The sequence below is a fragment of the Nostoc sp. genome (genome assembly GCF_036917975.1).
Classification (GTDB): domain Bacteria; phylum Cyanobacteriota; class Cyanobacteriia; order Cyanobacteriales; family Nostocaceae; genus Nostoc.
Genome location: NZ_JBALEJ010000034.1, coordinates 126,398 through 139,511 on the forward strand (window position 1 = coordinate 126,398; position 13,114 = coordinate 139,511).

Genomic DNA, 13,114 nt, shown 5'->3' on the forward strand with positions numbered 1-13,114 from the left:
ATGTGCCTGTTAATCTACACTACAACTAACTCATCAGCAGTCCGACGATTAGATTTAAGTTCGCGCACAAGTGGTATTACTGTCTTACCAAATGCTGGCAAATCATCTGAGTAGTGTAAGAAGCCACCAAGAATTAAATCAACTCCCGCTTCATGGAACTGGCGAATCTTGTCAGCGACTTGTTCAGCCGTACCAATCAAGCCGGAACGGAAGCCGTCGTTATACTGCACCAAGTCTTCAAAATTGGAATTCGCCCACATTCCCTGACGTTCACGAGTCGAAGATCCCGCCTGTTTCACGGCTTCGCCAAATCCTTTCACAGCTTCTACATCAGCTTGGGCAATAATATCGCGCAATACTTCATGGGCTTCTGCTTCCGTATCTCGCACAATAATAAAGGAATTCAGACCAAACTTAATTGTGCGTCCTTCAAGACTCGCTAATTCAGATACTTCTGCAATCTGCTCTTTCACCCCTTCTATGGTGTTGCCATTCATGAAATACCAATCGGAGACGCGGCCAGCCATCCGCCGCGCGGCTTTGGAGTTACCACCTTGGAATATCTCCGGGTGGGGATTCTGATTAACTGGTCTAGGCTTCACCCAACCGCCGTTAATGCGGTAAAAGTCGCCCTTAAAGTGAAATTCATCCTCAGTCCACAAACCTTTGAGAACACGGATAAATTCTTCTGAACGACGATAGCGTTCGTCATGATCTAACCAATGTTCACCATATATAGTGAATTCATCTTTGAACCAGCCGCTAACTACATTTAAAGCAAACCGACCGTTAGAGAGAAAATCAATACTGGCACCGATTTTGGCAACTACTCCCGGATGCCACAATCCAGGGTGAACTGCTGCAATTAGCTTCAATTTTTTGGTGACTGGAGCCAAAGCCGATACGGTTGTAAGTGCCTCTAGCTGATACTCAGCGCCGTAGCTGGCGATAAATCTGGCTTGTGCTAGAGCATATTCAAACCCAACTTCTTCAGCCGTCTGAGCCAGTTGAGCATTATATTCGTAAGTCCAATCTGTGCGTTGGGGAATTTTACTAACAACTAACCCACCGCTAACGTTGGGAATCCAGTATGCGAATTTAATATCTACCATAATTGTGCGTTTGTAATTGAAACTGCTTGGTTATTTATCTAAGTTTGCAAGTGATGCAACAAAGCCGAATTTGTTATCACTAACAAATCAGCTAAAACTTGATAAGGCAAAATCTTAGTCAAAATCGAAAGCTTGAGAGCGGTTGGAAACTACTTTGAGTTTACAAGTAGACAAATCTCTGATGGCAATAATATACCATAACCCGATCGCGCTACCGTAGTTCTGAATGAATCAGACTGTATCACAACAATTTTTCTGATGTAGTGACTCGATATACTTAAACTCCATTTCTATATTCCATTTTGGAATACTGCCCAATTTCCCTGTGTATTAATTTTGAATTTTGTTAGCGCAGCGTTAGCGAGTCCGCGTACTCTTACAGAGAAGCAAGCTACGCGAAGCGTCTCGTAGAGAGCGTCATTTTGAATTTTGAATTGTTAACCTTGCTGGCTGTTATCCTGATTCAGTCAGGACAATTAGGAATCAGGACTCGACAAAATATCTATACTATTCCATATCGTGATAGGAAACTGCTTTTCATGTATCATCTGCAACTGTACACAGCAGAAATAAATGTGGTAGTGTGGACTACTAAATTACGGTAAAAAGATGTAGATACCGTAGTTTGGTTGATGCCTCGTAAAAAAAAGCACAGGGAAAACATTTATGCCGCTTCAGTTTGGAATTTGGTCGCCGGTCTGTGGTGGATGGTTGCGGGTTGTCAACCATGAGGCTAATTTATCCACCCAAGATTTGGTAAAGCTGGCAGTTCAAGCAGACGAGTTAGGTTATGACTTCTATTACATTCCTGAACATTACTTAAATGCAGTTCATGGGCCTAACTATAATGTTGCTGACGCTTGGATTACAGCAGCTTTAGCAAGTTTGAACACCAAGAAGATCAAGATTGTGGCGGCTGTACAACCTGGTTTTAAATTGCCTGCGGTGGTGGCTAATTTGAGTGCAAACATTCAAAATCAACTTAGTAACGGCAGATTTGCTCTCAGTGGAATTGCAGGTTGGTGGAAATTAGAAGTAGAAAGCTATGGAGATATCTGGCTACCTCATAGCGATCGCTACGCCCGATTAGAAGAGTATATTGAGGTAATCAAGGGGCTGTGGACAGTAGAAGACTTTAATTATGTGGGCAAATACTACACCATTAAGGGTGGTATTCTTGCAGATCAGCCGACACCAACACCACCTATTTTCATTGCTGGGGAATCAGACAGGGCGATTAACCTAGCAGCTCGCCTGGGAGATTATTTATTTATCAACGCTGATGATCCTGAAAAAACAGCAGCCTTGGTACAGAAAGTGAAAACATTGGCTAGCGATCGCTACGGTCGTCAGATTAAAGTGGCAATGAGTGCCTTTGCGATCGTTGGTGAACATACCGCCCAAGCTGAAGCCAGATTAGAAGCGATTTATCGTTCTGCGGATCAGGAGCAGATTAAGTACTTTCAAGAGCAAATCGATCCTAACGTAGTTGCCCACAACAAACTAGATATCAGTCAAACCATTGAAGCCAATCTCGGTTTATCTGCTCAACTGGTTGGCGATCGCTATACTGTTATCAATCGTCTGAAAGAATACGAAGCCGTTGGCGTTGACTTAATAGTACTCAAATTTGAATCTATGTTGGAAGACACTACTCGCTTTCACAAACTAGTTATTTCCGAATATGCAGAACAAAGTAGCTTAATTACGTTGTAAGGGACTTCCAAATAAAAAAATGTCCCAAAACTGACCCAAAAACCCTCTCTATTTCTCCTTTCTCTGTGTTCTCTGTGTCTCTGTGGTAGCCTGCGGCAAGCCGCTCCGCGTCTACGTTTATTTGGATAATTTATTTCTTGGAAGTCCCTAATTAAAAACCTTGCTCTATCTAGCATGAATAAGATTAAACTCGAAGACATTACCCTAAATCACCTGAAAATCTTAAAAGCAGTAGATGACTGTGGTAGCTTCTCCAAAGCCGCCCAAAAGCTAGGATATAGTCAAGCATTAATTAGTAAAAAGGTCAAGCAAATAGAGGATTATTTCGGAGTAATTCTCCTAAATCGCTCTCCTGGCTCTATATGCTTGACTAATAAAGGCAAGAAATTGATTTCCCAGACACTTAATGTCGTAGAAACTGTAGAAAATCTGCAAGAAGAATTTCAGGCAACATTTAGCGCCGAGGGCGAAGATTTGACATTGGGAGCTACTAATTTAATTTTAGAAGTCTGGTTCCAACAATATTTGCAGCGATTTCAGCTTTGTTTTCCGGGTAGAAATATTAAAGAGATTGCAGTTAAAGATAGCAGCTTTTTTTCAAATTCTCAACTCATAGAAATGGATCTCTTGCTCAACAGTTGTGCTGGATATAAAGAAGAACACCACTGCACTAGATTAACAACTCATAAAATGCTGTTGGTATCCTTTGGAGCAAGTAAATATCTCAATGAGCATAGCTTAGTTAAAATAAATGATATTGATCTGGCTGATGTTGTGCTTTTAGACGAGGTTCATCAGGAGCTATCTAAAAATGGATTTTTGATAAATAAATTAAGTGGCGTACAAGTGCTACAAAGTTATCAAGATGTACTCAACTATGCTTCAAAAAATCAAAAGCTAACGATTTTACCTGACTTTTGTCAAGCTGATATAATATCTGAATACGAAGCCTTAATTTTTCCGATTCAAGATATTAACGAATATGGAATTTATCTTCATGTTCCTCGCTTTAGTGAATTGTTAATATCCGCAGAGAGTTTGGTGAGAAGTTTTAGACTCGATCAAGATAACTTAGAAAGTTTACCTAATGTAAATCTATTTTTAGGTAGCGGTTCTCCCAAAGAAGAAAATGTTCTGAGGATAGGTATTCAGAGGGATTCTATAGGACAGTTTATTGCTGGGTATGGAACTAAGTATATTTCTGATTTACAAAGAGGATCATCACTGGAACAGGCTATTTTCAAAAATGTTGAAATTAATCGAGATTTTGAGTTACAAATTCTGCCGTTTGCTTCTGGGGAAGAAATGAACCGTCAGATGAAACGGGGAGAACTAGATATTTGTATTTTAGACGATATTGCTCTTTTAAATAATGGTAGCCAATTTTTTGATGATTTAAGTTTTGGTTCTAAATTAATTGGGATTGCTTCTTATAATATTTTGGGTCAAGATATAAATATTGTTCTGCATAAAGATTCTTCGATAAACACTGTCCAGGATTTAAAAGGTAAACGAATTTCCACTTTATTTGGTTCAAATGCTCATAGGTTCATCATCACTCTTTTTGATCTCTATGATCTGGATGTCAGTAAAGATTGCAGATTAGTGAATGAAGATCCTCGGAAAGCCAGCAAGAGTTTGGCAAATAAAACTATAGATGCTTACGTATGCTGTCACACCTTTGCCTCAATTTTAGAAGCTTATGCTTTTGTTAGAAAACTACCTTTATCTCAAACCATTAGTTTAAGAATTCCATCAATCAGAGGAATTGTTTGTCGTTCACAGTTTATTAAAGAAAATCCAAAAATTGTAGTTGCTTATTTACATGATTTAGTAGTTGCTAACTATTGGTTTAATTCATCTCCCATTAATGCGGCAGATTTATTAACTAAAGTGAGTGATGTTAGGACAACTCAAGTAAATCAGTTTTTTAATCCTGTATTTGGTAATCGTATCGATCCGACCCTCAAACCTCAATGGTCTTGGTTACTGAAAACTTTAAATCGTCGGTTAGAAGGAAAATATGGTATTTCACTATTTGATGTAGATTTTTGGATAGATGATTATTTTTTAAGACTTGTCTACAATTTGCTGAATCTAGATTATCATTTTCATCAAGTTTCTTTTGCAAGTGAATTTTCTAGCAGCTATTTTGTTGAGGAACAGTTTAGCAGACATCTAAAAGTCCTCTATGATAAAGATAATCTACCGCTACCAATACCTTTGCCAATTTATGAGGGTTCAACGCCTGTTGAAACAGGATGAAGAGTGCTGAGTATGGTAAAAACACACCTAGTGGTCTGTCCCATTAATTCTGATAGGTGAATCAAATTTAAATTTCTCTTCTTTCCTTCTTACTCTGCGTCCTTTGCGTCCTTCTCTAACGAGACGCTGCGCGAATGCGGTTCGTTCTCTTAACGCTCAAATTTAATGGGACAGACCACTAGCCCTGGCGAATGGAATTCGCGGCTATACAGACAAAACCCACCTCCGTGGGTTTAAAATTCTTTGAGTCCCCGTAGGCGGATGAAAGTTTGTGTAGCCGCGATTTCTAATTCCCTGGTATATTTTCTCAGGAGTTTTTTGTGCCTACTTTCAGAACTCTGCAACCTGGAGACGAAGTATTGTTGGAAGCATTTCTCTTGCAACACACTGATACTTCTATGTTTTTGCGCTCTAATTGGCGAGCTGCGGGACTGCTTGACCAAGGTGCCAGATTTCAAGGAACTTACATAGCAGCCTACATAGATGAAACTATAATTGCAGTTGCAGCCCACTTTTGGAATGGGATGGTAATAGTCCAGGCCCCTGTATATTTATCAGAGGTGGTGCAAGCAGTTGTGGCACAATCTGGACGTGCCATCTCTGGAATTAGCGGGCCAGCGACACAAGTCGAAGCAACAAAAAGCATTTTGGGACTTAGCAACCGAACAACTCAACTTGATGAATCTGAGATTTTATTTTCTCTAGCACTGCCAGATTTACAAATACCCCAAGCCTTAGCATCGGCAAAAGTGCAGTGTCGTTTACCACATCCAGATGAGTTGGAATTACTCACTGAATGGTGCGTTGCTTATAACGTGGAAGCTTTAGGGCAAATAGAAACCACCAGTTCGCATCCAGCTTGCCGTCTCGTAATTGAAGCCCGTCAAGCTACGGCTACGCATTGGGTTTTGGTAGCAGGAGATACTCTAGTTTCTTACTCTGCCTTTAATGCCAGCCTACCTGATATTGTGCAAATTGGTGGAGTTTGGACACCGCCAGAATTGCGGGGTAAAGGCTACGCTAAAAGTGTGGTAGCAGGTTCGTTGTTAAATGCGCGATCGCTCTTAGTCAAACGTGCCATACTATTTACAGGTGATAATAACCAAGCAGCCCAAGCAGTTTATCGAGGAATTGGCTTTTTGCCGACTGGCGAGAAATATGGCTTAGTGTTATTTAAAGAAACATCGAAATTTTAGATTTTTTAGATTTTGGATTTTGGATTCAATTATTCAAAGTGCATTCAATCATAATAGAACTGAGAGTTTCATCATCAGGACTGCTTTATGATGTATCAAACTGACCCGCCGCGATCGCCAAAAGATGTATTGCCGACCATGTATGATCTTCCCAGTGAAGATCCACAGGAGCCTGGTTTGCCCGATCAGTTTCATTTATTGCAACCTCGTCTGTTAGACGAAACCTTTCGTCCACCAAATTATCCTAGCGACGAAATATTTGTTGCTAGCGATCTGAATCTTTATTATGACCCGCGCTATCCACTGTGGCATAAGCGACCAGATTGGTTTGCCGCTTTAGGTGTTTCCCGTCTCTACGAACAACGGGATTTACGCTTAAGTTATGTCGTTTGGCAAGAGGGAGTTCACCCTTTTATTGTGATTGAGTTGCTGTCTCCCGGCACTGAAAAGGAAGATTTGGGGCAGACATTGCGGGATATCAAGCAACCACCAGGAAAATGGGAAGTATATGAGCAGATTCTACGTGTGCCTTATTATGCAGTATTTGATCGGTACAAATATAAATTAAGGGTGTTTAAATTAGATGGCGGTCGTTATGCTGAGATAGCGTTGTCAGAGTCACGTCTTTGGATACCAGAACTAGAATTAGGCTTGGGTGTCTGGCAGGGACGCTATCAAGATGTAGAACAGCCCTGGTTACGGTGGTATGATGGGACTCTCAATTGGGTATTGACTTCTACAGAACAAGAAAGTCAACGGGCTGAACAGGAAAGTCAACGGGCTGAACGAGAAAGTCAACGAGCTGAACAAGAAAGACAACGGACTGAACGGTTGATTGCACAATTGCGATCGCTAGGCGTTGAACCCGATCTAGATTAGCTTCTTGCCTGCCTCATAACCCTGCAAACCACTCATAGCCCTTATCCTCCCAATAGCCTTTTTCAGTAGGTAACAAGTTGCTGACAAATGTAATTTGAGTTACCCACTTGCTTTGCTTGTATCCCAGTTTAATTGGAGATGCTAGGCGCATAGGCGCACCATTATCAGCTGATAATGGTTGTCCATTCTTTTCATAAGCCATGAGAGTTTGGGGATGTATAGCAGAGGCAATATCCCAGCTTTCATAATAGCCATCAGCAGATTTAAAATAGACATAGCGGACGTTTGACTTAGGCTGTACCAGCGCTACTAAATCTCGCAATCGCACACCTCCCCATTGAACGATCGCAGCCCAGCCTTCAACACAGACATGGCGAATTACCATTGAAGTCAAGGGAAGTTTTTGAATATCTGCCATACTCAATTGCATCGCGTTATTAACCTCACCATCAATCGTCAGGCGAAACCGCGCCGGATCAATTTGCGGAGTGAAGTTAAAGGAATTAATTAGCAATTTGTCTGCTTCTATGGCATTGACAGAAAATTCAGGTACTAGTTTTTGACTTAGCAGGAGTGCTTCAAAACTTTGGTTTAGTGGCTCAGATATTTGCCGGAGATTATCTGAGAACAAATCTGTCCCACAGCCACCTAAAAGAAAACCTACCCCTGAAAGTCCAGATAGTTGCAGTAACCGACGACGGGATAATGTGCGTTTGGGAAGAATCAGACTCATAGAACCTCTACAGGAACATAGATTTAACTAGACGGATGCTTCCTACCTTCAGGGCAAGTAAGGAATGAGCAATTGTAAATAGTATGACAGTGGGAACAGTGATAAAGTGAACAGTCCGTAAAGTCTGCCAACTACCAAACAGCCCAGAAAGCCAATGCAGTTGAGCAGGTTTGTACATCGCCAAACCACTCAAGATGGCCAGCAGCAGCACTGGAATGATAGCAGTATAAACTAGACGATGCCATGCGTAATTCTTGCGCTTTGGGTTCTGGCTGACTTGCAATGCTTTTAAATCACCGCCATCAGCAAAGCGACGCTGCCAACGACGAGTTACAAAGATATAAAGTCCATACCAAAGTAAATTCATTGAAAACAGCCACATAGCAGCAAAATGCCAGTGTCGCCCACCCCCTAACCAACCTCCCAGCAACAAAAAGTCAGGAAAATGCCAACCTGCACGCCCTCCAAATACCGGATTAGCATTATAGATTTGCAGTCCACTAGAGATCATCAAAATGAGACTGATGATATTAATCCAGTGAAAGGTTTTTGATAAGAAAGTCTGACTTGGTGTTGAGCGGACTTTGCGTTTAGATGAAATCATACCAATTTTGGATTTTGGATTTTGGATTTTTAGTTGGATCAGCAGAAGCCTCACACTCACTTTTAGGAGTGTGAGATGAATGCGAGTGAGGTGACGACTATCCCTTTTTGGATGTGTAAAGCACGGGAAAAAGGGATGTGGAGGAAACGAACAAATCCAAGTTAAAATTAATAAATAGGGGCGGTAGGGCATTCCGTCTCTTTAATAAAGCTCATCGCCTCCTAAGCAATAGCCGGATTGGGTGAGAAGCCTACACTGCACTGCTTGCAGTCCGTGTAGGAGTATGTCACATTGTTCCTAGTTAGACTTTTGGATTGAGTCTTCTAACCCAAAATCTAAAATTGGCACGTTTCACAGGGATTGAGTGGGAAAGAATGGAGCTAGTGATCTGTCCCATTAATTTTGTTGGGCTGCTAGATCCCCGACAACTTCTGCGAAGTCGGGGATCTAAACACCACTAACCTCTCAAAACTTTTGGGACAGACCACTAGTTGTCTATCGCATTAATTTTGATAGGTGAATCAAATTCCAATTTCTCTTCTTTACCTCTTAACTTTGCGCTCTTTGCGTCCTTCTCCCAAAGGGAGACGCTGCGCGAATGCGGTTCGTTCTTTTATCTCTCAAATTTAATGGGACAGACTACTAGTACCCAGTACAAGAAAAGTGAGATGCAAAGCTAGTTGTGGCTAAGGTTTGGTGGAAGCAGGCGATTGCTTCATCGCATCACCCGCTTTGTCTTTACCCATTGCATCTTTACCCATCGCATCACCCGCTTTATCTTTACCCATTGCATCTTTGCCCATAGCATCGCCGGCTTTGTCTTTGCTCATAGCAGGAGAGGCGTTAGGAGAAATTTGATTGTTGCTTGCAGGACTGCTAGAACAAGCAGTGAGACTGGTAGTTAAAATCAAACCAGCAATTAAAGAAAGTATTTTCCAGTTCATAGTCTTCTTTCGTCCTTTGGATAGTTCTTTTGTATTGATTGATCGGAGGAAACTAAGCTAAAAGCAGATTTATAAAGGCTATTGGAGTAAAGAAGATGTCTTCTTGTAAAGGACTCCATCAGATTCTTGTTACTGCAATCGCATCTACATTGCAATCAAATAACGTCTTCGGTTATAACACTACTGATGTTTGAGTTATCCTGAACATCCAAAGTATCTCTGTTAGGACTGAAGCCTATCTGAAACAAAGCCATAATTTTCATAAATTTATCCCTTGAGAAAATTTAGTTAATTCTCAGCATTTTCTCAGGTATCTATGGTAATCAAGACCACAGCCTATATTTAATTTGTCTTAAGCGCTATTTTAGAAATATTAAAAAGCTGATTAGCTACAAATTTCAAATATGTCAAACAACAAAGAATTTTCATCCGAAAAAAGCTCTTCCGTTAAAAATGTCCTGATTATAGGAGCAGGCGGCTATATTGGCGGAGCGCTGTGCCGTAAGTTTTCTCAGACAGAAGATTTTGCCGCATTGGCACTTGTGCGACCGAGTAGTGATATTGAGGGTATAAAGCCTTTCTGCAAAGAAATAATCCGCTCTCAAGAGGCAGATATTTCCAGCAATGATGTTGCACAAGCAATTCGCAAACATGATATTACAACAGTAATTAATGTAGCGTGGCACATGCCTCTAGAATCAACCAAAGAAGCTCAATTCGCTTTCGACCGTATACCATTAGAAGCCGCTTTACACGGTGCTAGTGCAGTTTCACCAGATATTCATGTAATTACAACCAGTGGGAATTTCTCTTTGATTACCACCAATGGAGGACGAATAACAGAAACACCTCCGCCAAAAGGTTATACACTGCCCGAATATTTAGTATGTCTTGACTTACTAGCAGGTGTAAATGTGTTGAAAGATGGGCTAGTAGAAGAATATATCAGCAATGGCGGTAACGCCTCGATTGTCTATCCTTCATCAGTGTATGGTTCAGCCCCAACTCGTGGCGGTTTCTGGGATTTTGCAATTCAGCAGTTCATTACAGGGAAACCACACCAAGGCTCTCAGCCATTTCCACCAGATTTTATGACCGCGTGGATTCATGTTGAAGATTTAGCAGACTGCTACATTGGCGTAGCGCGATTTGGCTCCAAAGGAAGACATTACCTTGCTGCGCCTGAAAATTTGAGTATTAGCCAAGTGTCAACTTTATTTGCCCAGGCTGCTAAAGTAGAATTTCTGGCGCCAGTCTTTGAAAACAAAGACAAAGTTATATTTGATGATTCTCATACTAGAGAAGTACTTCAACTTCAATGGAAGTATAAAGTGGGTGATGAGGTAAAAGGTTGGGTAGAGAGAATAAAAGAGTTAGGAACTTATTTTTTAGAGTAAGTAAGGGGTAAAAGTTAAGTGAATATATATTAATTAATATTTATGCAAATCTGATTGTCATATCAGTGCTATATAGCGGTTCCCATTCAGATGAGGTACAACATTATACCGCAAGGTGTAGGGGTACGGCAGTACCCATTGGTGTCAACTTAAGCTGAAACTCCTTTAAAACCTCGTTTCCAGCCAGAGTCGGGAAATGCTGCTCCTGGTGGCTCTGCCGCCAGTAAGAGAGGCGGAGCCTCAAAGACAAGCATTCCCAGTCGGAGACTGGGAACGAGGTAATCTAAAAGCTAATTCTAGACTTGCTTTCACGTTAAGTTGACACCAATGGGCAGACCGTGCCCTTACACCTTGTGATATAACGTTGTAACCCATTTGAATGGGAAACGCTATAACTAGCAATTAGGGTGGGAATTGAATTATGCCCACCCTAACACTCTAACTTGCTACTGCTTCAGCAGGAGCCGCCTCAACAGCAGCAGCTACAGGTAAATAAACACTAACTTTTTTACGGGTTTTGCCCTTTCTCTCAAAGGTTACAACGCCGTCGATTAAGGCAAACAGAGTGTCATCGCTACCAATACCGACATTGTTCCCAGGGTGGAATTTGGTACCACGCTGACGCACGAGAATGTTTCCTGCACGTACAACTTGACCGCCATAACGCTTAACACCCAGACGTTGAGCATTAGAATCACGACCGTTACGTGTACTACCTGTTCCTTTCTTATGAGCCATAATTTCCTCTTGTGTATCTACTTCTTTTATTATTCAGCAGCGGTTTCTAGTTCTTCGGCAGGAGTTTCATCGATAACGGGGGTTTCTTTCTCCGGTTCTCCTTGGGCAGCAAATACTGCACCGTTAAGGGTGATGGAGTCTATCAAAAGTCTGGTAATTTCCTGACGATGCCCCCGTTTTTTGCGGGTTTTCTTTTTCGGCTTCATTTTGTATACCAGGACTTTACGACCTCTGTAATGTCGCAATACAGTCCCTTCTACAGTTGCCCCCGTCACTAGTGGCTGTCCAATGGTGACTTCGCCATCGTGCTGCACGAGCAATACGGAATCTATTGTAACTTTTTCGTCTGGTTCAATCGCAAGCAGTTCAATGTCGTAAAACCGACCTGGCTCTACTCGTATTTGTTTGCCGCCAGTTTCAATAATTGCGTAGGTCATGGAATTGTCCTTGAGGTTGCCGTACAGGTAGCTGGTTTTATCTCTTATAGAGACGCTTTTGCCAGCCTTTGTAATATGTCTACCTGATCCGAGCAGGAATTAGACAGACAATCTAACATACTATTTTATTAACAGTCGTCAAGTCAAGCTTTAACAGGATTTTTGGGTTTGGCATTGCTGTCTCCTCTGCCTGAAAATGAAAACTCATTTTCCAAGAGTGGGGAGGAATTAGCCAACAGTGGTTATTGATGTAGGTGTAGTCAGTCTTAGATGTTGCCCACTCGCACAAATCTAAATTGCATTTACAATAAGTCAGAAGTAGTACTTTTTAGATAAAAATTGCTACTATCTTAGGACTGAATTTAAAAAAAATAATATTAAGATTAGCATAAAATTTATATTTTTTTATCAAAATCAACACATTTTTCTTCTTTGTTTTAAGATCAAATGTGAGATTGCATAATTTAGAAATTCTTTGCAGAAGTTAGTGAATCCCCAAAAGTTAAATTACCACATTCAAACCTGATATTTCAAACAGGAGATTGATTGTCATGACACAGCAAAACGCTGCTCGACTTTTTCAAGCTGTAAAACAAGATCAAGCATTACAGCAAAGACTCAAAGCAACAGATGATCCAGAAGCCTTCATCAAAATTGCTCAAGAGCGTGGCTATGATTTCAACACCAGAGAACTGGATAGTGAAATTAGCAAATTATCTGAAGAAGATTTAGCCGCCATTGTCAATCCAGGATGGGGGACTAGACGCCACATTTATCCTAGATAATTCTTGCTCTGGGAAATCGAAAGTATAGGAACAATTGAATTGACAAGTTTTGCTCCTCAAGGGGATACTGTTGCATCATCTCCTTTAGGGGCATTCTTGTTAAAATAAAAATTCATCCCATACCTCACTCTTAGGAGCGTGAGATGAATTTTTGGGGGATAAAGAATTGACCCCTAAGGTGAAGATGGTGTGGTGCGATCGCTACTGAATGGGAACCGCTATAATTATTTACCTCAGCCTCAAAGAAAAACTTGTTGTAAAACATGGTAAAACAACAAGAGATTTTCTGGGGGCACAATCTTGGAACA

General features: G+C 41.1%; 12 protein-coding genes. 6 read left to right on the forward strand and 6 right to left on the reverse strand.

From position 1 onward, the window contains the following. Positions 1–14: 14 nt before the first annotated feature. On the reverse strand, positions 15–1,112 hold the full coding sequence (gene sfnG / locus V7K76_RS15205; RefSeq protein WP_334780094.1) for a dimethylsulfone monooxygenase SfnG: 1,098 nt from the start codon (positions 1,110–1,112) through the stop codon (positions 15–17). A 666-nt stretch (positions 1,113–1,778) separates the two neighbouring features. On the opposite strand from sfnG, the gene V7K76_RS15210 reads away from it, so the two are divergent. The 4 genes from V7K76_RS15210 (at position 1,779) to V7K76_RS15225 (ending at position 7,168) form a co-directional block, all read left to right on the forward strand. Further along, a complete protein-coding gene (locus V7K76_RS15210; protein ID WP_334780095.1) occupies positions 1,779–2,828 on the forward strand; it encodes an LLM class flavin-dependent oxidoreductase in 1,050 nt (349 codons plus the stop codon). A gap of 174 nt (positions 2,829–3,002) precedes the next feature. Continuing rightward, positions 3,003–5,093, forward strand: a complete 2,091-nt coding sequence (locus V7K76_RS15215) for a LysR family transcriptional regulator (RefSeq protein WP_334780096.1) — start codon at positions 3,003–3,005, stop codon at positions 5,091–5,093. A gap of 320 nt (positions 5,094–5,413) precedes the next feature. Further along, positions 5,414–6,289, forward strand: a complete 876-nt coding sequence (locus V7K76_RS15220) for a GNAT family N-acetyltransferase (protein WP_334780099.1) — start codon at positions 5,414–5,416, stop codon at positions 6,287–6,289. A gap of 90 nt (positions 6,290–6,379) precedes the next feature. Next, complete coding sequence (locus tag V7K76_RS15225; RefSeq protein WP_334952868.1) at positions 6,380–7,168, forward strand: Uma2 family endonuclease; 789 nt, start codon at positions 6,380–6,382, stop codon at positions 7,166–7,168. 13 nt (positions 7,169–7,181) lie between these two features. Here the strand turns inward: V7K76_RS15225 and V7K76_RS15230 are convergent, their stop codons facing one another. From V7K76_RS15230 to V7K76_RS15240, 3 genes are all read right to left on the reverse strand, one after another. Next, positions 7,182–7,901: a molybdopterin-dependent oxidoreductase gene (locus V7K76_RS15230; RefSeq protein WP_334780100.1), complete on the reverse strand. Its 720-nt coding sequence runs from the start codon at positions 7,899–7,901 to the stop codon at positions 7,182–7,184. 7 nt (positions 7,902–7,908) lie between these two features. After that, positions 7,909–8,505, reverse strand: a complete 597-nt coding sequence (locus V7K76_RS15235) for a cytochrome b/b6 domain-containing protein (RefSeq protein ID WP_334780101.1) — start codon at positions 8,503–8,505, stop codon at positions 7,909–7,911. 686 nt (positions 8,506–9,191) lie between these two features. Next, entirely contained in the window at positions 9,192–9,449 is a 258-nt protein-coding gene (locus V7K76_RS15240) for a hypothetical protein (RefSeq protein WP_334780102.1), read from the reverse strand. A gap of 404 nt (positions 9,450–9,853) precedes the next feature. Between V7K76_RS15240 and V7K76_RS15245 the strand changes: the two genes are divergently transcribed. Continuing rightward, positions 9,854–10,846: a hypothetical protein gene (locus V7K76_RS15245; RefSeq protein WP_334780103.1), complete on the forward strand. Its 993-nt coding sequence runs from the start codon at positions 9,854–9,856 to the stop codon at positions 10,844–10,846. Positions 10,847–11,284: 438 nt separating this feature from the next. Here the strand turns inward: V7K76_RS15245 and rpmA are convergent, their stop codons facing one another. Further along, a complete protein-coding gene (rpmA, locus tag V7K76_RS15250) occupies positions 11,285–11,584 on the reverse strand; it encodes a 50S ribosomal protein L27 (protein WP_334780104.1) in 300 nt (99 codons plus the stop codon). Positions 11,585–11,613: 29 nt separating this feature from the next. After that, positions 11,614–12,021 carry a 50S ribosomal protein L21 gene (gene rplU, locus V7K76_RS15255; protein WP_292850704.1) on the reverse strand — a complete coding sequence of 136 codons (408 nt, stop codon included), beginning with the start codon at positions 12,019–12,021 and terminating at the stop codon, positions 11,614–11,616. A gap of 551 nt (positions 12,022–12,572) precedes the next feature. On the opposite strand from rplU, the gene V7K76_RS15260 reads away from it, so the two are divergent. Next, entirely contained in the window at positions 12,573–12,806 is a 234-nt protein-coding gene (locus V7K76_RS15260; protein WP_334780106.1) for a Nif11-like leader peptide family natural product precursor, read from the forward strand. Positions 12,807–13,114: the final 308 nt, after the last annotated feature.

Excerpts from the sequence above, each read along its gene's own strand:
- sfnG (WP_334780094.1), bottom strand. The coding sequence starts at position 1,112 with ATGGTAGATATTAAATTCGCATACTGGATTCCCAACGTTAGCGGTGGG.
- V7K76_RS15210 (WP_334780095.1), top strand. The coding sequence starts at position 1,779 with ATGCCGCTTCAGTTTGGAATTTGGTCGCCGGTCTGTGGTGGATGGTTG.
- V7K76_RS15215 (WP_334780096.1), top strand. The coding sequence starts at position 3,003 with ATGAATAAGATTAAACTCGAAGACATTACCCTAAATCACCTGAAAATC.
- V7K76_RS15225 (WP_334952868.1), top strand. The coding sequence starts at position 6,380 with ATGTATCAAACTGACCCGCCGCGATCGCCAAAAGATGTATTGCCGACC.
- V7K76_RS15230 (WP_334780100.1), bottom strand. The coding sequence starts at position 7,901 with ATGAGTCTGATTCTTCCCAAACGCACATTATCCCGTCGTCGGTTACTG.
- V7K76_RS15235 (WP_334780101.1), bottom strand. The coding sequence starts at position 8,505 with ATGATTTCATCTAAACGCAAAGTCCGCTCAACACCAAGTCAGACTTTC.
- V7K76_RS15240 (WP_334780102.1), bottom strand. The coding sequence starts at position 9,449 with ATGAACTGGAAAATACTTTCTTTAATTGCTGGTTTGATTTTAACTACC.
- V7K76_RS15245 (WP_334780103.1), top strand. The coding sequence starts at position 9,854 with ATGTCAAACAACAAAGAATTTTCATCCGAAAAAAGCTCTTCCGTTAAA.
- rpmA (WP_334780104.1), bottom strand. The coding sequence starts at position 11,584 with ATGGCTCATAAGAAAGGAACAGGTAGTACACGTAACGGTCGTGATTCT.
- rplU (WP_292850704.1), bottom strand. The coding sequence starts at position 12,021 with ATGACCTACGCAATTATTGAAACTGGCGGCAAACAAATACGAGTAGAG.
- V7K76_RS15260 (WP_334780106.1), top strand. The coding sequence starts at position 12,573 with ATGACACAGCAAAACGCTGCTCGACTTTTTCAAGCTGTAAAACAAGAT.